The organism is Vibrio sp. B1FIG11 (assembly GCF_905175335.1).
GTDB lineage: Bacteria > Pseudomonadota > Gammaproteobacteria > Enterobacterales > Vibrionaceae > Vibrio > Vibrio campbellii.
Genome location: NZ_HG992751.1, coordinates 1,976,502 through 1,998,917 on the forward strand (window position 1 = coordinate 1,976,502; position 22,416 = coordinate 1,998,917).

The following is a 22,416-nucleotide window of genomic DNA, read 5'->3' on the forward strand; positions in this document are numbered from 1 at the left end:
AAACAAAAAGGTCTAGCAGAGTGCTAGACCTTTGTCTTTAGCATTTAAACTAACAACACTAACTCTTAGGCAGCGTTGTGAAAATCGTCCACTCTTTCTCAATTTCACCTTTATAACCAACTACGGTAGCGGTTACCCGGCGGTTAAGTGCGTGGCTGGTTTCGTCCGTGCCTTGAGATGCAAGATTGGTCTCTCCAAATCCGACGATACGTAAACGCTCAGGAGAGATACCGTTATTAATTAATTCTTGCCTCACACTTTCGGCTCGTCGTTTTGAAAGTGCAAGGTTATATTCGTCTGTACCAGTGATACTTGTATAACCTTGTAGTTCGATTGATGTAGTAGGGTATTCTTTTAGGAAGTCGGAAAGGTCGCTTATTTGATTTACGAAGACAGGATCAATTGCAGAGGAGTCGTTAGCAAATAAGACGCGGATCTGCATTTGCTGAGATGACTTCGCATATCTACCGCATCCATCATTATCAATTTCTGAGCCTTCCGCAGTGCCCGGACAGAGATCTCGTGCATTGATAACACCATCACTGTCATCATCGATCAAATCGGCGATCTGATCTGCATTGGGAGTCTCTATGTATTCATATTCGTCGCCCGAGTTAGAGCCGCTGCATGCTGAAGTCAAACAAACCATGAACAAAATAGGTATTATCTTCATATTAATACTCCACTTTCTCTAGCCACTCTTGCGGGATGTCGATACGCAATGAGTTAAGCAGTTGTCCAGTTGCGTTCATTACGCGGTATTTTGCGTACTGCTCAGCGTACTTCGCATCTAAATAATCTTTACGTGCTTCGAAGAGCTCGTTTTCCGTGTTGAGTAAGTCTAATAATGTTCGCTTGCCAATACGATATTGTTTCTCGTAGGCAATAACCGTTTTGGCTGCAGAGTCAACATGGTCAGACAAGAACTCTTTTTGTTGTAAAGTTAAGTCCAACGCGCTCCAGGAAAGCCTTAATCCTTCTTCCACATTTTGATAGGCGCCTTCACGTAAGTCTTTTGCTTTATTCAGTTGGTAGGCAAAGTTTTCGGAGTTGGCTGCATCACTGCCGCCATTATATAAGTTGTAACGGAGCCTAAGCATAGCGAGTGTCTCGTCGCTTCTGCCTTTCAATCCATCGGCATCATCACGCCAAGTTTGAGATGCCTCAATTGAAAGTGTAGGGTAGTTGACCCCTTTAGATTGCTTGTACTGGAATTTGGCTGAGTCTACATCAGCAAGCGCCACTTGAATCACAGGATGTACCTCGAAGGCTAAGCCAATAGCATCATCGATTGTGTACGGAAGAAAGTTCTCATCAGCTCTCGGGAATATCAAGCCTTGAGGGCTCTGTCCAACAAGTCGTGTGAACATAGTGTGGGAATCGAAGAGGTTATTTTGTGCAGCGGCTAAATTACCGTGTGCTTTTGCTAAACGCGCTTCCACCTGAGTCAAATCCGCCGTCGAGCCAATCCCTGAATTAACGCGTTTTTGAATGTCTGTATAGATTTTCTTGTGTACTGCTAAATTGTTCTCAGACAGGGTGAGAATTTCATAGGCTTTAACCGCATCTAAATAAACGCTCGTTACTTCAAGTGCAGTATCAGACGCGTCTGCTAAGAGTTGAAACCTTACAGATTCAGCGTCTGCAGCCGTTCGGTCGATATCGTTGAGTGTCGCGCTCCCATCCCAAATTAGCTGGGTCAAAGTCACCGATGCCTCTTTCCTTGTATAATCAGTATCCCCTCGACCGCCTTCATCAGATGGGTCCAAGCCTTCATAGCCAATTCCAGCATCAAGATCGATTGAAGGCAGGTATGCACCGGATGCCGCCTCATTAATATACTTACGACTATTGAATTCGTTAAAAGCGCTTTTTATGTCCGGGTTGTTTTTGAGTGTGAGTGCGACCGCTTGTTCTAAAGTTTGACCGAAAACGGATGGAGATAACATCAAACTACAGCAACAAGCGATTTTTAGTCGATTCCATTTCACGGTGGTTCTCCTAGAAAATTGGTATTGCTTTTTGATATTTCATCTCATTAGTGAGACGAAATGACACAAATATCAGCTATTTGTTGGTTAAATTATCAACGTCCTGCTAACCCTAGGCTTTTATTCAGAAAATCCAGTGACTCGCCTTATAAAACCTTAGCACATATGAGAGATGTTGCTCATTTGTTCGCAGGTTCCTTTTTGAAGAAAAGTCAGAATTCTTAATACCATAGCGTCCTTCTCCGTATTTTGACGTTCATGTCAAGCAAACCCCGCCCCTTGGGTTTCTCTATACTTTGACGCCCTTACGTACAACGGAAAAGAAATGATTTTGACTAAACTATAGTCGTATTTGTTGGGGTGACAAATTTGTGACGATTAGGGAATTTTGGTGAGGTAGCTATGGATCGTGTAGCCTTTAGCTCTTTAATGAGCAATATCGTTGTGATTGGGAATAACGGTGAAATCAAGACACTGGAGCCGGGACAGCTTCCTGCACCAGGGGAACTGGTGATTACCGAAATATCGGACACGTCAGAGCTTGTTTTTGAGCAAATCACACCACAGGGCAGTTCTATTAATGTCACGGATGATATCACCGCTCTGATTGAAGCTATCGCAGCAGGGGAAGACCCAGCGCAAGTAGAAGGGGACTTTGAAACAGCGGCTGGTGAATCTTCGGGTTCCAGTCCTCAAACCACTGGGGCAGTTGATCGTATAGGTGCAGAATCATTAGCGAGCACTGATTTCGAAACAGTGGGCACATCTATCGCATTGTCTGAGACTCAAGAGCTTTCTCTTCTGGATTTTCTTCGAGAGCAAACCATTGTCCAAGAGATATCGAGCCCAACGATAAGTGAAGGACAACAAGCCACGTTCGACGTAACACTTGATCAACCGCTACTAGAAGATACAAATGTTGTTCTTACACTTAATGAGGGGACAGCTGAGGGCGGAACAGACTATGACGATAATATCGTCACTATTGTGTTCGAAGACGGCACTTCAGAGGACGTAAGCGTTGACGAAAATGGCGCGTTTACCGTTACGATTCCCGCTGGAGAGCAGTCTTTTAGTGTCTCCGTAAATACCACTGATGATGATCTATTTGAAGGAAACGAGATCTTTACCCTAAACGGTGGAACTGAGGGGCAATCAGAGCCTGCAACCGGTGTTGCTACGATAATTGACGATGGGTCTGGTCCTGGCCCAACCCCAGATGATGATCGGCCTACTGTCGTATCCATCACTGACACCACTGTAAACGAAGGTGATGCTGCCACCTTGGACGTGACACTCTCAAACCCAAGTTCAATAGATACGACGGTAATCATGAACCTGGTAGACGGTACTGCAGAAGGTGGCATTGATTACACAAACACATCGGTGACAATCACTTTCGAAGATAACAGTTCGCAGGTGATAGCTGTAAACCCTGACGGTAATTTTGAAGTTTCCGTTCCTGCAAATGACACCTCTTACAGCGTGACAATCAATACAACGGACGATGACATTTTCGAGGGGGCAGAGACCTTTGAATTGTCTGGTTCTACACCCAATCAAAACGGAACACAAAGCGGTACTGTTACGATAGTGGATGACGGTACAGGCCCAGGCTCTGACCCGGACGACGACCGTCCAACCGTATCCATCAGTGATGTCGGCACGATTAACGAAGGTGACACGGCGAGCTTCGTTGTATCGCTGACTAATGCCTCCGAAGACGATGTTCAGGTAGAACTTGGTCTTAATCTTGGTGATACAGAATCTGGTGACCTTGGAACCCTTGAATACAACAAAGGCTCAGGTTGGATAGCTGTACCAAACGATGGTGTGGTAACCGTGCCAGCTGGACTGACAGAATTTGATGTCCGTATCGCGTCGATTGACGATGAAGTGTTTGAAGGTCCAGAGAACTTTACAGTAGATGTAACCGGTCTTGGTGTAGTTCAAGGTGCAGACACGGGTACGGCGACTATTGTGGATGACAATACAGGTCCTGGCCCAGATCCAGACGACGACCGTCCAACAGTATCTATCAGTGATGCAGGCACCATTAACGAAGGTGACACGGCGAACTTCGTTGTATCGCTGACTAATGCCTCCGAAGACGATGTTCAGGTGGAACTTGGTCTTAATCTTGGTGATACAGAATCTGGTGACCTTGGCACTCTTGAATACAACACCGGCTCAGGTTGGGTAGCGGTACCAAACGATGGTGTGGTAACCGTGCCAGCTGGACTGACAGAATTTGATGTACGCATTGCATCGATTGCTGATGAAGTCTTTGAAGGTCCAGAGAACTTTACAGTAGATGTAACCGGTCTTGGTGTAGTTCAAGGTGCAGATACGGGTACCACGACTATTGTGGATGACAATACAGGTCCTGGCCCAGATCCAGACGACGACCGTCCAAGCGTATCCATCAGTAATGCTGGCACAATCAACGAAGGTGACACCGCTAACTTTGTTGTCTCGTTGACTAATGCGTCCGAAGACGACGTTCAAGTAGAACTTGGTCTTAATCTTGGTGATACAGAATCTGGTGACCTTGGAACCCTTGAATACAACACAGGCTCAGGTTGGTTAGCTGTACCAAACGATGGTGTGGTAACCGTGCCAGCTGGACTGACAGAATTTGATGTCCGTATCGCGTCGATTGACGATGAAGTCTACGAAGGTCCTGAAAACTTCACCGTAGACGTAACTGGTCTCGGCCTTGTCCAAGGCACTGATACGGGTACCGCAACCATTGTTGATGATGGTACGGGTCCTGATCCCGATCCGGATGACGACAGTCCAACCGTATCTATTAGCGATGCTGGCACAATTAACGAAGGTGACACTGCCAACTTTGTTGTCTCGCTGACCAATGCATCTGAAGCGCCAGTCGAGGTTCAACTCGATCTTAACCTTGGTGACACCGAAGTGGGCGATCTCGGTACTCTTGAGTACAACACCGGCTCAGGTTGGGTAGTTGTACCAAACGATGGTGTGGTAACTGTACCTGCAGGACTAACAGAGTTTGATGTCCGAATTGCATCGATTGATGATGCAGTCTATGAAGGTCCAGAGAACTTCACGGTAGATGTAACGGGTTTAGGACCTGTCCAAGGCTCTGACACTGGTACCGCGACTATTGTGGATGATGGCACCGGTCCAGGCCCAGATCCAGACGATGATCGTCCGATTGTGGCGTCGATTAGCTCAACCACAGTTAACGAAGGTGATCCTGCAACACTTGATGTGACCATGAGTAATGCGAGTACAACTGATACCGTTGTCAGTATGACATTCGCTGATGGTACAGCCGACGGTGGCGTGGATTACACCAATACACAAGTGACGATAACTTATGCGGACAACAGCACCGAAGTTGTAGCAGTAAATCCTGATGGTTCATTCAATGTCACTGTTCCCGCCAATGACACCACATACAGCATTACCGTTAGTACAACGGATGATGACCTATTTGAAGGCCCTGAGACCTTTACGTTGTCCGGTGCAACTGAGGTACAAACTACGCCAGCAAAAGGCACGGGTACGATTGTTGATGATGGCAGTGGCCCAGGTCCTGATCCAGATGATGACCGTCCTACCGTAGCTTCGATTAGCTCAACCACAGTTAACGAGGGTGATCCTGCGACACTTGATGTGACCATGAGTAATACCAGTACAACTGATATCGTTGTAAGCATGACACTCGCTGATGGTACAGCCGACGGTGGCGTGGATTACACCAATACACAAGTGACAGTAACTTATGCAGACAGCAGCACCGAAGTTGTAGCAGTAAATCCTGATGGTTCGTTCGATGTCACTGTTCCTGCCAACGACACCACATACAGCATCACAGTTAGTACAACGAATGATGATTTATTCGAAGGTCCTGAGACCTTTACGTTATCTGGTGCAACTGCGGTACAAACCACGGCAGCAGAAGGTACGGGTACGATTGTTGATGATGGCAGTGGCCCAGGTCCGGATCCAGATGACGACCGTCCGATTGTGGCGTCGATTAGCTCAACCACAGTTAACGAAGGTGATCCTGCAACACTTGATGTGACCATGAGTAATGCGAGTACAACTGATACCGTTGTCAGTATGACATTCGCTGATGGTACAGCCGACGGTGGCGTGGATTACACCGATACACAAGTGACAGTAACTTATGCAGACAGCAGTACCGAAGTTGTTGCAGTAAATCCTGATGGCTCGTTCGCTGTCACCGTGCCTGCCAACGACACCACTTACAGTGTCACTGTTAGCACAACAGATGATGACCTGTTCGAAGGCCCAGAGACCTTCACGTTGTCTGGTGCGACTGCTGTACAGACTGCACCGGCAGAAGGCACGGGTACGATTGTTGATGATGGCAGTGGCCCAGGTCCCGATCCAGATGATGACCGTCCTACCGTAGCATCGATTAGCTCAACCACCGTCGATGAAGGTGAGCCAGCGACACTTGATGTGACCATGAGTAATGCCAGCACAACAGATACTGTTGTCAGCATGACACTCGCCGATGGCACCGCAGACGGAGGTGTGGATTACACCGATACGCAGGTGACGATCACTTATGCGGACAACAGCAGCGAAGTTGTAACGGTAAACCCTGATGGTTCGTTCGATGTCACTGTTCCTGCTAACGACACCACATACAGCATCACCGTTAGCACAACGGATGATGACCTGTTCGAAGGCCCTGAAAACTTTACGTTGTCTGGTACGACTGCCGTACAAACTACGCCAGCAGAAGGCACTGGGACAATTGTTGATGATGGCAGTGGCCCAGGTCCCGATCCAGATGACGACCGCCCAACCGTGGCATCGATTAGCTCTACCACGGTTAACGAAGGTGATCCTGCGACACTCGATGTGACCATGAGTAATGCCAGTACAACAGATACTGTTGTCAGCATGAGACTCGCTGATGGCACCGCAGACGGTGGAGTGGATTATACCGATACACAAGTGGCGATAACTTATGCGGACAGCAGTACCGAAGTTGTAGCGGTAAATCCAGATGGCTCGTTTGATGTCACCGTGCCTGCCAACGACACCACATACAGCATTACTGTTAGTACAACGGATGATGACCTGTTCGAAGGCCCTGAAACCTTTACGTTGTCTGGTGCAACTGCCGTACAAACTACGCCAGCAGAAGGCACGGGTACGATTGTTGATGATGGCAGTGGCCCAGGTCCCGATCCAGATGACGACCGTCCAACCGTGGCGTCGATTAGCTCAACCACGGTCAACGAAGGCGACCCAGCGACACTTGATGTGACCATGAGTAATACCAGTACAACAGATACTGTTGTTAGCATGACACTCACCGATGGCACCGCAGACGGAGGTGTGGATTATACCGATACACAAGTGACGATCACTTATGCGGACAACAGCACCGAACTTGTAGCGGTTAATCCTGATGGTTCGTTTGATGTCACTGTTCCTGCAATGGATACGACATTTAGCGTCACGATGGAAACATTAAATGACGCTATTTATGAAGGCGATGAAACATTCACACTATCGGGTTCGACTTCTGTCCAGACTACGCCTGCGATTGGTACGGTAACGATAGATGATGAAACGGATAGACCAAGCGTTGCGGATATCACAGATATACAAGTCACCGAGGGTGAGGACGCGACCTTCAATGTCACATTAAGCAATGCGAGCACTGTCGCGATCTTAGTAAGCATGTCACTACTTGATGGAACTGCGTTAGCAGGGGATGACTTTAATGCGACATCCGTGACAATTACTTATGCCGACAATACGACCGAAGTGGTCAATGTAGCGCCTGATGGAACGTTTGATGTCTCTGTACCTGCGAACGATACAACATTTAGCGTTATGGTTAATACTCTTGAAGACCAAGTTTATGAGCAATCAGAAAACTTCACGTTTACCGGCGAAATCCAAGGCCAAAATGTCGCAGCTTCAGGTGTTGGTACAATTCTTGACGATGACAACACGCCTCCAACCGTAGATGATTTCAATATCATTATTGATTTGAATGACCCCGGTGAAGATGCGTTGATTGATTTTGGGCCTTATGCGCAAGACTTGGAAGATGACTTCGATCCTTTCGATGATAAAGAAACCAGCATTTGCATCACGACGCTCCCTGAATATGGGTATCTTTACTACTTTGACGACCAGAATAATGAAGTTGTACTCGAAATAGGCGATGTTATCCCTGAATCAACAGAAGTGCGTTATGCGCTTACTGAAGACTTCTTCGACGAACAAAGTTTTGATTCACAAGATTTGTTGAATGAATTTGATAAGGACTTTATTGCGGATTCTGTCGACGTCAATGGTTTAAGCTTCTTCGGTGGAACTATCGATAATAATGGAGACTTTGTCAATAATGCCCAAATCAAAGTGGACTTTGCTAACCAACAAATTGGATTGGTTGTGGTGTCACCGGGAGAAACAGGTCAAGGTGATGAGATCAGTACGAGCGAGTTCATTGCGATTGAGCTAGATGAAGGCCTTGAGGCCGAAGAAGCTCGTCTTAATCTCGCAAGTTTGAATGACCAGTTTAATAATGGAGCGGCATGGATCAATGTCTATTTCTATATGGATGGTGTTTTAGCCGAAACTCAAGTTATTCAAACATCGGATATTGTGTTTACCGGTAATCAAGAAGGTTTTGCCACAGTGGCTATTACTAACGGTAGTTTCGACGAAATTCGCTTGTTCCCAGAGACGAACAGCTCGAGCGACAAAGCGAGTTTTACTCTCGTCGGTACTCAGATTACCAGCTTTAACAATGTGAACGACTCCTTTGATTACAAGGCAATAGATTCAGATGGTCTCACCAGTGCCGATACCGCAACTGTGGATATTGACTTTACCAACGTGTCAGTTGATACGGTAGAAGCGTTTGGCATTCAAGTAGGAGCGCTGCAATTTAACACGGTTGAAGGGACTGACCAAAATGATACCTTGGTCGGAACGGACAGTAATGACATTTTGATTGGTGGGCTTGGAGACGATGTGCTCACTGGTGGTGCAGGCGACGACATCTTTAAATGGCTCGAAATGGATACGGCTACGGATACCGTTACTGACTTTGAAAGTGGCGATTCTTTGGACTTTGTGGACTTATTTGATGATGTCAGCGAGAGTGACATCTCTATTCTACTAGATGATTTGAGTTCTGGTGACTATGCGGGGCAAGTGGACGACATTACAGTCTCTGTAACGGAAGATGGTGGAAACTCAACATTGACCATTAACAAAGATGGCCAGCAACTTGAAGTCAATTTTGACGGCGCTTCAGCGGCGGATATCGCAAACAGTATCATCACCAACCTCGAGCAATTGAGAGAATAAAAAAACGGAGCGATAGCTCCGTTTTCTTTTTGAGTTGATTTTAATCAGCGATTAAAGCACTTTACACGCAAAACCTTTTAGGTAGAAACCTTCTGGGTAAGCCGTATCTGTTGGGTGATCAGCTGCTTGCTCGAAACGCTCTACGAATTTTACTTGGCGATTTGCATCTACTGCTGCATCGGCAATGATTTTTTGGAACAGAACTTGATCCATTAAACCTGAGCAAGAGTAGGTAAGCAGCGTGCCGCCAGGGTTTAGAATTTGCATCGCCAACATGTTGATGTCTTTGTAGCCACGACATGCACCGTTTAGCTGTGCTTTGCTCTCTGCAAACTTCGGTGGATCCATGATCACAACATCGAACTTCGTACCTTGGTCGCGGTATTCGCGTAGCAATTTGAACACGTCTGCGTTTAGGAACACAGCACGCTTTTTCGAGATATCAAACTCGTTCAGTTCTGCATTGAATTTTGCAGTATCTAGAGCTGGTTGTGATACGTCCGCGTTGATAACACGTTTCGCGCCACCTTTTAGTGCGTACAGACCAAAACCGCCGGTGTACGAGAAACAGTTCAGAACTTCTTTGTCTTTCACGTACTTCATCGCTTGTTGGCGGCTGTCACGTTGGTCTAGATAGAAACCCGTTTTATGGCCACCGACGATATCGACACTGATTTTCACGCCGTTTTCTTCGATTACCACAGATTTTGGTGGCTCTTCACCATGCAGAACGCCAGTGGTTTCTTTCAAACCTTCTTTCTTACGTACCGCGACGTCTGAACGCTCGTAAACGTTGCAGTCAGGGAAGCACTCAACCAAAGCATCAACAATCGCTTGCTTGTTGTATTCTGCGCCCGCACTTAGAAGCTGGCACACAAAGAAGTTTTGGTAGCGGTCGATCGTCACACCGGGCATACCGTCTGACTCTGCCGCGATAAGGCGGTAACCGGTAAGACCGTCACGCTCAATAACGTCTTCACGAAGAGGCTGGGCGTTGTTGAAACGCTTAACAAAAAACGCCTTGTTGATCTCTTCTTTTTCAAAACTCCAAATACGAGCACGAATCTGGGAAGCTGGTGAATATGCTGCTTTAGCTAACCATTTTCCGTCGTGAGTGAATACATCAACGGTTTCGCCAAGAGCGGGTTCGCCCTCAACTTTACTGATGCCTCGAGAGAAGATCCAAGGGTGCTTGCGCTTAACCGATTTCTCACGACCTTTAACCAAATAGATAGCAGCTGTCATTTCTTTAGCTCTTGTTGAATTTTGAAAGGGGCGTATTGTCCGGGATGTTGCCCGCAAAAGCAATATCCATCGACAATCCAATCATTTGTAGAAGCTTTAATTATATGCCGAGAACCGGAACAAAGGACCACCTTAAGGTGGTAAGAAACTAGCGGTAGGTACAAAAAAGGGCCACCGAAGTGACCCTGATTTTTCAACTTATAACCAAGCTTTATATAACTAAGCTTTAAGGCCTGTCAGTAGCGACTCCATGGTGTCACTTTGAGCTCGAAGCTGCTCAACGTTTTGCGACGTTGTGCTGATCATCGTACACACATTGTTTGCTTGGATGCGGACTTCTTCAACGCTTGACGCAATATTGTCAGCCACGACGCCTTGCTCTTCTGCAGCGGTTGCAATTTGGATGCTGCTGTCAGAGATAGTTTGGTTCTTATCTGCTAGTGAGCCAATTTCGTGGTTCACTTCGGCCATCAGAGTTTGGCCTTCGTTCGCATTGTGAACCGTTACTTCCATCAGCTTAGTCAGTGATTGGCTGTTACGTTGTAGCGCTTCAATCATAGCTTGAATCTCTACCGTCGCTTGTTGAGTACGGCCCGCAAGAGCACGAACTTCATCAGCAACAACTGCAAAGCCACGACCTTGTTCGCCTGCACGAGCTGCTTCAATCGCAGCGTTCAAGGCGAGTAGGTTAGTTTGCTCAGAGATACCGTTGATGGTCGTTACCACTTCATCAATCTGCGCTGCGTTTGCATCCAGCTCTTCAACCGCTTGAGACGCGGATTGGATCTCAGTAGAAAGATTCGAGATAGAGTGAAGGGTGTTTTCTACTTTCACTTGGCCGGATTGCGCTACGCTGCGTGCATCGTCTGTTTGCGTGCTTGAATCGTGTGCCAGTGTTGCCACCTCTCGAATCGTAGAGGCCATTTGCTCCGTTGCACTTGCCAGAGAGTTTAGATGCTCTTGTTGGGTGTTAGAAATCTCAGAGCTGTTTTGAATCGATAGGTTCAGATCAGAACTGATTTGCTGCATCAGTGCGACAGACTCTTGAATCGACTGAACCATTTTTTGTTCGCGGTCGGCAACTTTGTCTATCGTAATTGCGATTTCACTGAATTCATCACGAACGCGGAAGAAGTTCATACGTGCAGTCAAATCACCATCAGCTAATGTGTTCAGTGCTTTGTTCATCGTAAACATAGCGCCACCGATGAAGGTCATGATGTAGTAAACACCCAGCGCGATGATAAATAGCGTAACAAGGATAATGCTTACTTGCGTCGTAGAAAGCGCCGTCCAAAGTGATTGCTCATGACTTGCAACCAGACTAAACGCGCCATTCATTACCGACACAGAGTCAGGTCCTGTACCGAGAGTAATCGTATCCGAACTCGCGATTAGACTAGCAACTTGAGATTGCGAGAGATTTCCTGCTTCAATCAAGCCTTTCATCAACATCAGCTCTTCTTGGTACAAGTCAGAGATGAGTGAGTTAGCGGCACTGTTCAAAACAAGAGTAAGAATGACTAATGCGAGGAGAGGAAGGAAGAAGAGTAAATAGAACTTTTCTTGAATCTTTAAGTGGATAAGGTATTTATCAATCCAACGGAAAGGAATTTCTTTCATAATTATTATAACCATATAAAAACCCACTATCCTTAGTGGGGTAAATAGACGCAAATAATATATCACTCAAATATAGGGAGCGGTATACGGATGGTACTAAAGTGTGAGAAGTTTCTGATAGTAGGTCATGTACAAGGGGTAGGATTTCGATACCACACATCACATCAAGGATTGAAGCTCGGTCTAACGGGGTATGCGAAGAACTTAAACAACGGAGATGTTGAAGTGATTGCCTGTGGCACAGAAGATCAAATTACAGCGTTTTTGGCGTGGTTAGAGGAAGGGCCGCGGACGGCGACAGTAGACAGTGTCACTCAGGAAAGTGTGTCTTATAAGCCTTTCCGCGGATTTAAGATCTTATAGCTTTACAGCCAATCATTTTGTAAGCGATGTGGCTGGAAACAAGTGTCTTACAAACATTTCGCTGGTTTTGGTAGACCGGCCAGTTTGGTTGCTTGTTTTGCAGGGCCTTTTTTAAACAGTTTGAATAGGTACTTGCTGTTACCTTTTTCCGGGCCGTGTGCCTTTTCCATTGCTTTTACTAGCATTCTTACTGCTGGTGATGTGTTGAACTCTTCATAAAAATCACGCACAAAGTGAACCACTTCTAAGTGCGCTTCTGTTAGTTCAATTTCTTCTTCTTTTGCTAGAAGCTCAATCATGCCTTCTTCCCACTGAGTGTGGTCAAGTAGATAACCTTGAGCATCGGTTTCAATTTCTTTGCCGTTGTAAACGAACATAGCTTTGCTTCCGCTAAGTAACCTTTGATACGTATAGGGTAGCGTAGAGGCTGACGTATTCTCAACAAAAGAATCCTTTGGGCTTTCCGAGCGATGTAAATGTGTGCAGTCAAAAGTAGACTTCGAACATGGGCAAGCGGTTCGGATAAATTAACGGCTATTCACTAAATTGTTGATTTATTCATTTGGTTAGAAAATTCTCGGGGTGAGTATTTTGGTTTTTGCATGAATATTCATTAATGTGATGAGGGTTGCTAACCAAGGTAATTGATAATGTGCTGTGTGACGACGTCGATAGCTTCAAAGGCAACGCTGTGGATCTCTATCGCAAATTATCTGTCCTGAACGTGAAGTTTCAGCGTATTCGGTTACGTTTTAAATTACATTGTTCATCAAAATAGGAAAGCCAATGACAAATCGCGTCTATGTTTTAGCTCAGTTCAAGCCGAAAGAAGGCAAGGAAGCCGAGCTGTTTGAAGTGCTCAAAGCTTTAGAGCCAGATTCATACAGGGAGGAGGGATGTATACAGTACATGCTCACTCGTCAAATTGACCATCCTAGTGCAACTCGAAATGGATACCCAATAGTGTTTAACGAGATTTGGGAAGATGCTGAATCATGGTCTGCACACGGACGCCGAAAGCAGATTCAACAGTTTTTCGAAAAGCAGGTAAAGGCAGACTCTGGGTTAGTAGAAGATGCGATCGTTACCGCATACAGCGATGAGGGATATGACTACGACGCGCCAATTTACGAACCAGAGTAATCATTGGAATAAAGCAGAAAAGAAAAAGCCCGAAGGTGATCTTCGGGCTTTTGCGTTTTGAATTCAATCTGGCGTATTAATCGTCGTTCATGATGCCTAGGATGCTTAGTAGGCTGATGAAGATGTTGTAGATTGAGACGTACAGTGTAATCGTTGCAGAGATGTAGTTTGTTTCACCACCACGGATGATGCCTTGAGTGGTCATCAGGATTGCCATAGTAGAGAAAACAATGAACAAGCTGCTAAGTGCTAGATGTAGGATCGTTGATTGGATGAAGATGCTCGCAATCATACCCACTACTAGGACTACAAATAGTGACAGCATTAGGCCACCCATCATAGATAGGTCGCGTTTTGTCGTTAGAGCGTAAGCCGATGCAGCCATGAATGATAGAGCTGTACCGCCAAGAGCTGTTAGAACAACGTCGCCCATACCAGCGCCGATGTACATGTTTAGGATTGGCCCAATGGTGTAACCCAAGAAGCCTGTGAATAGGAACGTAAACACAAGACCTAGGCTGTTGTTACGGTTCTTTTCTGTTAGGAATAGTAGACCGTAGAAACCGACCAACATTAGGATAATACCCGGGCGTGGAAGGTTAAATGCCATTGATACGCCAGCAACCAGTGCTGACCATAGTAGAGTCATAGAAAGTAGTGCATATGTATTACGCAGTACTTTGTTGGTTTGTAGAGCACTCTCTTGAGTAGTAGTGCGAGAAAACATAGGACTGTTCATAATCTTCCTCTATAAGGGACTGTCTTATCTTTAATATATAGACATATATGGGCCCGATAGTTCAAAAAATCAAGCCCGCCACACGTATATCTAGAACAAAATAATAATAGAAATAATGTGTTATGTATTTGGCAACTTGTAACACAATATTACCGCCTTGCATAGCGAACAAAGGCTTATTATTCAGAGCTATGATGGCCAGTTCACGAACTGTGTTGTAAGTTTGCGCAAATTTACAACGTATTGAATCAACTGGATTTTCGTAACAAGGGTGATATGCACTTGTTGGAGTAAAGAAAAAGCGCTGATTTGAGGTCAGCGCTTTACACTCTTATTTCATTTTTCGTCTGAATGTTTAAATCACAATTAGTGATGAAGGATCTGAGCTAAGAAGTTCTGAGTTCGGTCCGATTGTGGGTTCTCGAAGAAGTCGACAGGGTTGTTTTCTTCGATAATTTCCCCCGCATCCATAAAGATGACTCGGTCGGCAACTTCTTTTGCAAAGCCCATCTCATGCGTTACACACAGCATGGTCATGCCTTCTTCCGCGAGCTCAACCATTACGTCAAGCACTTCACGCACCATTTCTGGGTCGAGTGCAGAAGTGGGTTCATCAAACAGCATTACTTTAGGGTTCATACAAAGAGAACGGGCAATCGCTACACGCTGCTGCTGACCACCAGAAAGCTGACCTGGGTATTTATCCGCTTGATCTGGGATCTTAACGCGCTCTAGGTACTGCATTGCGACAGCTTCAGCTTCTTCTTTCGGCATTTTCTTCACCCAAATAGGGGCAAGCGTACAGTTCTCTAACACTGTTAAATGAGGGAAGAGATTGAAGTGCTGAAAACACATACCTACTTCACGACGAACCGCCTCAATGTTTTTCAGGTCTTCGGTAAGTTCAGTACCAGATACATAGATGCTGCCAGCCTGATGCTCTTCCAAACGGTTGATACAACGAATCATGGTTGACTTACCTGAACCTGAAGGGCCGCAGATAACGATTTTCTCGCCTTTCTTTACCTCTAGATTGATGTTCTTTAGTACGTGAAACTCACCATACCACTTATTCATGTCCTTCAACTGGATCATATAATCTTGTTGTTGCGTCATAATACGTCCTTGATCTTGATGAGTTATCGTTTGTGACCGGTATGCAGTTTGTTTTCAAGCCATATCGAGTAACGTGACATGCCAAAACAAAATACCCAAAACACTAACGCGACAAATACATAACTTTCGGTTGCGAAACCTAACCACTCTGGGTCGGTATTCGCGGCTTGTCCGATGCCCAGTACGTCAAACATACCGATAATAAGCACAAGACTGGTATCTTTAAACAGGCCGATGAACGTGTTCACGATTGAAGGGATAGTGATCTTCAGCGCCTGAGGCAAAATGATCAGTCCCATTTTCTTCCAGTAGCTAAGACCAAGAGCATCCGCCGCTTCATATTGTCCTTTCGGAATCGCTTGCAAGCCACCACGCACTACCTCCGCCATGTAGGCGGCACTGAACATAACCACACCTATTAGCGCACGGATCAGCTTGTCAGTTTCGGAGCCTTCCGCTAAAAACAGCGGTAGCATGACCGATGCCATGAACAGAACAGTAATGAGTGGGACACCGCGCCACACTTCAATGTACACCGTACAGATACTGCGAATAATCGGCATATCTGAACGTCGACCAAGTGCTAACGCCACACCAATTGGTAGAGAAACCACGATACCCACAAGTGCGATGATCAACGTAACTAGTAGACCACCCCATTTGTGTGTCTCAACGACTTCAAGACCAAATACGCCACCGTAAAGCAATGCGGCGATAATGAATGGGTAAATGTTTACGAAGAACAACCAAATCCAAATGCGTTTTGGTGTTTTCTCGTAAGCAAGTAGCACTGTGAAGATCGCTAGCGTGATATAGAACAGGCGAGGGCGCCAGAGTTCAGCTTCTGGATAGAAGCCATACATGAACTGTTCCCAGCGAACGCTGATGAATACCCAACAGGCTCCTTCGCGTGTACAGTCGTCTCTGGTTGCGCCAATCCAATCCGCATTAATAAATGCCCAATCAATAATGTTCCAAAGGACTAAGAACACGATGTAAGCGAGGATAAGCGTGACGATGGAGTTCACCGGCCCATTGAATAGGTTTTTGCGTAGCCAACCTATTACTCCGACAGTGTTCGCCGGTGGTGGAAGATCAGGTTGAATTTGATGTGTGCTCATATTATCTCTCCACCAGTGCAACTTTACGGTTGTACACGTTCATCAGCGCCGAAGTAATCAAACTCAACGTCAAGTAAACCCCCATGGTCATCGCGATGATCTCAATCGCTTGCCCAGTTTGGTTCAAGGTGGTACCAGCGAACACAGATACCAGATCTGGGTAACCAATCGCCATTGCTAGCGAAGAGTTCTTGGTTAGGTTCAAATATTGGCTAGTAAGAGGAGGGATGATAATACGCAGCGCTTGTGGAATGACGACCAACTTTAGTGTCTTCGTTCGAGGCAAACCAAGCGACATTGCCGCTTCTGTTTGACCATGGCTCACCGCGTTAATACCAGAGCGAACAATCTCAGCAATGAACGACGCGGTATAGACACTCAACGCAAGTAGGAGTGCTGCAAGCTCTGGAATGATGCTGATGCCACCACGGAAGTTAAAGCCTTTTAACTCTGGGTATTGCAATGAAATAGGCATTCCCGCTAAGAAGTAAACGACCAAAGGAAGCACAATGACTAAGCCAAACACAATGCGGCCCATCGGCGTTTGTTGACCCGTTAAGCGTTGCTTATTGTTCGCCCAAACGTTGATCAGAATACTTGCGATGATACCGATAATGAGTGCTGCGATAACAACACTGCTTCCTGCTTCCATAACCGGTGCAGGGAAATACAAACCACGTACGTTCAAAAAGATAGCTTCACCAAGGCTCATACTTTGACGTGGTGATGGTAGGGCTTGAAGAACGGCGAAATACCAAAAGAAGATTTGCAGAAGTAGTGGAATATTTCGGAAAGTTTCAATATATACCGCGGCTAATCGACTCACCAACCAGTTGGAGGAGAGACGTGCGATACCCATAACAAAACCAATTACGGTTGCGAGAATAATACCGAGCACAGAAACCAGTGCGGTATTAAGAAGACCAACGACGAAAGTACGCCCATAAGAAAACGTTTCATCGTATTCGATAAGAGTCAGGCCGATCCCAAAGCCTGCTTCTTGATTAAGGAAACCAAAGCCTGTTGCAATACCACGTGCTTCAAGATTGGTCAGCGCATTGTTGATGATTGTGTAGAAGAAAAATACCAGTGCAGCTACGGCAATGATCTGGAAAAGAGCGGAGCGAAAAGCAGGATTGTAAATCAGGCTCTTACTTCCGCTTGGTTTGGACATCGTACTTGGCGATGTATCATTCGTCGGTTTCATACAGCGATAACCTCAAACCCTTATTTATACAGTTACTCACGAAAAAGGGCGGCATAAACCGCCCTGTGATAATCGTTGTATTAGCGGATTGGTGGCGCGTACATGAAGCCGCCTGCATTCCATAGTGCGTTCACACCACGAGAAATTTTCAGCGGTGAACCAGTACCAACCGTACGCTCGAAGCTTTCACCATAGTTACCTACTTGCTTGATAACTTGGTAGCCCCAATCGTCACGGATGCCTAGACCTTTACCTTTCGGACCATCCACACCAAGAATACGTTTGATGTTTGGATCTTTCGATTTCAACATCTCATCAGCATTCTTAGAGCTAATGCCATACTCTTCCGCATTTACCATCGCAAATAGAGTCCACTTGGCAATATTGAACCATTGGTCATCACCTTGACGTACCACTGGGCCTAGAGGCTCTTTAGAGATGATTTCAGGAAGAACGGTTGCAGAAGAAGGGTCTTTAAGGTTTAAACGCAGAGCATACAGACCAGATTGGTCCGTCGTCAGTACGTCACAGCGACCAGCATCAAAACCTTTAGAAGTTTGCGCAGCTGTATCAAAAACGACGGGTTTGTATGCCATACCTTGGTTGCGGAAGTAGTCCGCCAAGTTAAGCTCCGTTGTCGTACCTGACTGTACACACACTGATGCGCCATCAAGCTCTTTCGCACTTGATACACCAAGATCTTTCTTAACCATGAAGCCCTGACCGTCGTAATAGTTAACGCCGACAAAGTTCAAGCCAAGTGCCGTATCACGGTGTAGTGTCCAGGTGGTGTTACGCGAAAGCACATCGATTTCACCCGATTGAAGTGCAGTGAAACGTTCTTTCGCGGTAAGGGGTACATATTTAACTTTCGTTTTATCCCCAAGAACGGCTGCAGCCAGTGCTTGGCAATATTCTACGTCGATACCTTCCCATTCACCTTTTGAGTTAGGGTTTGAGAAACCAGGTAGACCGGTACTTACGCCACAAGTAATAAAACCTTGTTTTGTGACTTTGTCCAGAGTAGTGTCTGCTGCTTGAGCTGAAGTCGCCATCATTGCAGTAGAAGCCGCTACGACGGAAGCAAGAACTGTGAGTTTATTCGCCATTTGTATCCTTCCTGTATGATCCATGTTTAATCAGGAGCGACCTGATACAACGTGTCCAATTCGTTTGTGTTTTCGTCCTACATGATTGATTTTAGAAGAAACGGCCATCGTCAAATCAATCAGTTAAAGCGTAGGAAAGGATTTGCTAATTCTCAAACATATAATTTAAAAAGAGTTTTGGAGAGAAGTCACAAAGCGCCTTGCGATTTAGAATGACGAAATGTTAATTGTTTGTAAATAGTGCAACTAATTGTTGAATTGGTGCATCAGAACAATCGGTAAAAGAAGGAATAAAACAGAAGGATAAAAGTTTGTTATTAAAAGTGTCATTAGTGTAGGGCGGCTATGTCGGCCGAAAATTTGAACAAATATTATTTGTGAAGTCGAAACAAGGTGAAGTGATTGCCCCATTTTTGGTAGCATGAATTTCGACAGTTATTTGAAGTGATCATGGATTGAAATGCGATATTTTCCTCTGTTCTTAGATTTAGTGAATAAACCAGTACTGGTTGTTGGTGGTGGTGAAGTAGCAAGCCGTAAAGTGGAGGCACTGCTTAAAGCTGGTGCGGATGTTACCATTGTCTCCCCAAGCCTTGTTGATTTCCTCGATAAGCTTGCTCAAGAGCAGCAAGTACATTGGATTCAACGCTTTTACTCAAGTGACCTTGTCACAAAGTCTTTTATTCAAGTGTGGGCAACCACAGACAATCCGGAATTGAATCATCAGGTTTATAAAGACGCGAAAGAGTTGGGCATCTTAGTCAACGTCGTTGATGACAAACCTTACTGTGACTTCATCACGCCTTCGATGATTAACCGCGGTCGTATTCAAATTGCCATCTCTAGTGGTGGTGCATCACCAGTACTGATTCGAAACATTCGTGAAAAACTAGAAGCGATCCTGCCACAAAACATGGGATTGATGGCTGAGTTTGCTAATTCGAAACGTAACTCGATCAAAGAAGCACTTCCTAGTGTCGATTTACGTCGCAAGTTTTGGGAAAACTACTTCTCGCATCCTGAAGTGGAAAATGCGCGCGACAATCGAGAGCTTGAAACCATCTATCAAGAAACCATGACCAAGCCGTTGGATGAGGCAGGCAGTTGTACATGGATTCAGGTAGGTAAAGATGTGGAAATGTTACCTATCAAAGCTGTGCGTTATATGCAGCAAGCAGAGCTGGCACTTCACTCAACGAAATGCGAAGCGGATGTAATGGAGCTGGTGAGAAGAGATGCAGAGCGTGAGGCATTCTCTAGTGCAACTGAGCTCTCCGACATGCTGAGAAAAGCCAAAGAGGAGAAGCTTCGTGTATGTGTGTTCATTCCTCACGGAACAAGTGAGTTCTCGCTGCTGCAAGGGCAAGATTTAGTGATCTAATCCTCAAGACCACTAGACATTAAACTTCTACAAAAACGCGACGAGATTATCGCCGGCGTTTTTTTATTCCACTTTTCTTATCCACCTATAAGGCGAATAGGAGAGCGCAATTAATCACGGAAGTTGTTGTACTGAAATGGGATACCCATCTCTGCTTCACGGATCGCTGCAATCGTCGCTTGTAAGTCATCACGCTTCTTACCCGTTACACGCACTTTGTCGCCTTGGATAGACGCTTGAACTTTAAGCTTCGCATCTTTGATTAGCTTAACTAGCTTTTTCGCAGTAGGCGTATCGATACCTTGGCGGAAAGCGATGTTTTGGTGCCAGTTTTTACCCGTCGCTTCTGGATTTTTTGCATCCATAGCGTTCGCATCAATGTTACGCTTTGCCAAGTGGCTACGTAAGATGTCACGCATTTGCTTAAGCTGGAACTCGCCTTCTGCGGACACTTTTACATTTTCTTCTACTAGCTCAAAGCTCGCATTCACATTGCGGAAATCGAAACGAGTCGATAGTTCACGGTTAGCGTTATCAACCGCGTTACGTAGTTCAACGGTATCGATTTCTGAAACAATATCAAACGATGGCATGAAGATTCCTTGATTATCTTGTTATAGGGAAATTACTTACTGGATTTTACTGCTTCTGCCAGCATATCTAGCATAGTTACAGTATCATCCCAACTCAGACATGGGTCAGTGATAGATTGACCATAAGTTAAGTTGTGAATATCAGTCATTGGCTGATTGCCTTCAATGATGAAGCTTTCCGCCATGATACCCGCAATGCGAGTGCTGCCTGATTTAATTTGGTCACAAATGTCTTGTGCAACTTCAATTTGCTTGCGGTGCTGTTTCTGACAGTTCGCATGGCTGAAGTCTACAATCAAACGTTGTGGCAAGTCGAACTCTGCCAGAGCTTCGCACGCTTGTTTAACAGACGCTTCATCAAAGTTAGGGCCTTTCTCACCACCACGAAGAATGATATGACCGTATGGGTTACCACTTGTGCGGTAAACCGTCATGCGACCATTCTTGTCTGGAGAGTAGAAGTAGTGTGATGCTTTTGACGCACGAATCGCGTCGATCGCGATTTTCACATTGCCGTTTGTACCGTTCTTAAAGCCAACTGGGCAAGATAGCGCAGAGGCCATTTCACGGTGGATTTGCGATTCTGTTGTACGAGCACCAATTGCGCCCCACGTGATCAGATCAGCAATGTACTGGCCTGTGATCATATCAAGAAACTCAGTAGCAGTCGCAAGACCAAGCTTGTTGATATCCAGTAGCAGTTTGCGTGCTTTGTGAAGGCCAGCTTCAAGCGCGTATGAACCATCTAGGTTAGGGTCCGTGATTAGGCCTTTCCAACCAACAACGGTACGAGGTTTTTCAAAGTAAGTACGCATTACGATGAACAGCTCATCTTTGTACTTATCTTGAATGTTCGCAAGGCGAGTTGCGTAGTCAATTGCCGCTTCAGTGTCGTGCACCGAACATGGGCCAACGATAGCAAGGATGCGGTCATCCTCACCAGTTAAAATCTTCTCAATTTGACGACGAGATTGAGCGATACGGTCAGCGACGTCATCGGTAATTGGATGTACGCTACCTAGCTCTGCGGGTGTCGGCATCGGACCCAAAGGTTGGGTTCTCAATTCATCTGTTTTAATAGGCATGTTATAGCTTTATTCTCTATTGCGAAGCGGTAAAGATAACGGAATTATAGTTAGGAATAAACCGTTTCACGGGATTCTTATCTAGTAAATACCGAAATGTATGTAATGCTGTGTCTTATCATTAGTGATAGTTATGTATAAATGACAAAAATGTCCTTGGAGATCAATACATAGTCGTTTGAATTTATAACTAGTTTTTCTATTTGCTAACACGCAAACCTTGCAAAATACCTTGTAAAGCGGGCTACGGCGGAAGTTTCATATCCAGCTTTCATTGCTTGGCAAAAGAAACCGTTTGCGATTTTCTATACGGAGATCGATTTATCATTAACATTTCTTTGACA

At 45.5% G+C, this 22,416-nt stretch carries 16 protein-coding genes; 4 read left to right on the top strand and 12 right to left on the bottom strand.

Annotation, left to right across the window (positions count from 1 at the left end):
* Positions 1-58: 58 nt before the first annotated feature.
* Entirely contained in the window at positions 59-673 is a 615-nt protein-coding gene (locus KHO06_RS09355) for an OmpA family protein (protein WP_212581418.1), read from the bottom strand.
* Between the two features lies 1 nt (position 674).
* Positions 675-1,991, bottom strand: coding sequence for a TolC family outer membrane protein (locus KHO06_RS09360; RefSeq protein WP_005426598.1), 1,317 nt, complete (start codon positions 1,989-1,991; stop codon positions 675-677).
* A gap of 402 nt (positions 1,992-2,393) precedes the next feature.
* On the opposite strand from KHO06_RS09360, the gene KHO06_RS09365 reads away from it, so the two are divergent.
* Positions 2,394-9,347 (top strand): Calx-beta domain-containing protein, encoded by a 6,954-nt coding sequence (locus KHO06_RS09365; protein ID WP_212581419.1) that lies wholly within the window; start codon positions 2,394-2,396, stop codon positions 9,345-9,347.
* Positions 9,348-9,398: 51 nt separating this feature from the next.
* On the opposite strand, the gene KHO06_RS09370 is transcribed toward KHO06_RS09365, so the two are convergent.
* Together KHO06_RS09370 and KHO06_RS09375 are read right to left on the bottom strand one after the other, a co-directional pair.
* Positions 9,399-10,592 (bottom strand): class I SAM-dependent methyltransferase, encoded by a 1,194-nt coding sequence (locus tag KHO06_RS09370; protein WP_212581420.1) that lies wholly within the window; start codon positions 10,590-10,592, stop codon positions 9,399-9,401.
* Positions 10,593-10,811: 219 nt separating this feature from the next.
* Positions 10,812-12,215 carry a methyl-accepting chemotaxis protein gene (locus KHO06_RS09375; protein WP_050910322.1) on the bottom strand — a complete coding sequence of 468 codons (1,404 nt, stop codon included), beginning with the start codon at positions 12,213-12,215 and terminating at the stop codon, positions 10,812-10,814.
* 90 nt (positions 12,216-12,305) lie between these two features.
* Between KHO06_RS09375 and yccX the strand changes: the two genes are divergently transcribed.
* Positions 12,306-12,578: an acylphosphatase gene (gene yccX, locus KHO06_RS09380; RefSeq protein WP_134976976.1), complete on the top strand. Its 273-nt coding sequence runs from the start codon at positions 12,306-12,308 to the stop codon at positions 12,576-12,578.
* A 47-nt stretch (positions 12,579-12,625) separates the two neighbouring features.
* Here the strand turns inward: yccX and KHO06_RS09385 are convergent, their stop codons facing one another.
* Positions 12,626-12,955, bottom strand: coding sequence for a TusE/DsrC/DsvC family sulfur relay protein (locus KHO06_RS09385; protein WP_005446773.1), 330 nt, complete (start codon positions 12,953-12,955; stop codon positions 12,626-12,628).
* Between the two features lie 409 nt (positions 12,956-13,364).
* Here KHO06_RS09385 and KHO06_RS09390 point away from each other — a divergent pair, with 409 nt between their 5' ends.
* Positions 13,365-13,721 carry an antibiotic biosynthesis monooxygenase gene (locus KHO06_RS09390; RefSeq protein ID WP_038890279.1) on the top strand — a complete coding sequence of 119 codons (357 nt, stop codon included), beginning with the start codon at positions 13,365-13,367 and terminating at the stop codon, positions 13,719-13,721.
* Positions 13,722-13,797: 76 nt separating this feature from the next.
* Here the strand turns inward: KHO06_RS09390 and KHO06_RS09395 are convergent, their stop codons facing one another.
* From KHO06_RS09395 to KHO06_RS09415, 5 genes are all read right to left on the bottom strand, one after another.
* Positions 13,798-14,460: a Bax inhibitor-1/YccA family protein gene (locus KHO06_RS09395; protein ID WP_005532392.1), complete on the bottom strand. Its 663-nt coding sequence runs from the start codon at positions 14,458-14,460 to the stop codon at positions 13,798-13,800.
* A 366-nt stretch (positions 14,461-14,826) separates the two neighbouring features.
* Positions 14,827-15,576, bottom strand: coding sequence for an amino acid ABC transporter ATP-binding protein (locus KHO06_RS09400; RefSeq protein ID WP_005430960.1), 750 nt, complete (start codon positions 15,574-15,576; stop codon positions 14,827-14,829).
* Between the two features lie 23 nt (positions 15,577-15,599).
* Positions 15,600-16,697, bottom strand: a complete 1,098-nt coding sequence (locus KHO06_RS09405; protein ID WP_212581421.1) for an amino acid ABC transporter permease — start codon at positions 16,695-16,697, stop codon at positions 15,600-15,602.
* A 1-nt stretch (position 16,698) separates the two neighbouring features.
* Positions 16,699-17,904, bottom strand: coding sequence for an amino acid ABC transporter permease (locus tag KHO06_RS09410; RefSeq protein ID WP_212581422.1), 1,206 nt, complete (start codon positions 17,902-17,904; stop codon positions 16,699-16,701).
* Positions 17,905-17,984: 80 nt separating this feature from the next.
* Positions 17,985-19,013: an amino acid ABC transporter substrate-binding protein gene (locus KHO06_RS09415; RefSeq protein ID WP_005430967.1), complete on the bottom strand. Its 1,029-nt coding sequence runs from the start codon at positions 19,011-19,013 to the stop codon at positions 17,985-17,987.
* Between the two features lie 460 nt (positions 19,014-19,473).
* Between KHO06_RS09415 and KHO06_RS09420 the strand changes: the two genes are divergently transcribed.
* Complete coding sequence (locus KHO06_RS09420; RefSeq protein WP_045380553.1) at positions 19,474-20,394, top strand: bifunctional precorrin-2 dehydrogenase/sirohydrochlorin ferrochelatase; 921 nt, start codon at positions 19,474-19,476, stop codon at positions 20,392-20,394.
* A gap of 110 nt (positions 20,395-20,504) precedes the next feature.
* Here the strand turns inward: KHO06_RS09420 and KHO06_RS09425 are convergent, their stop codons facing one another.
* Positions 20,505-20,987, bottom strand: a complete 483-nt coding sequence (locus tag KHO06_RS09425; RefSeq protein ID WP_005430971.1) for a YajQ family cyclic di-GMP-binding protein — start codon at positions 20,985-20,987, stop codon at positions 20,505-20,507.
* A 32-nt stretch (positions 20,988-21,019) separates the two neighbouring features.
* On the bottom strand, positions 21,020-22,072 hold the full coding sequence (locus KHO06_RS09430; RefSeq protein WP_005430973.1) for a 3-deoxy-7-phosphoheptulonate synthase: 1,053 nt from the start codon (positions 22,070-22,072) through the stop codon (positions 21,020-21,022).
* Positions 22,073-22,416 lie beyond the last annotated feature (344 nt).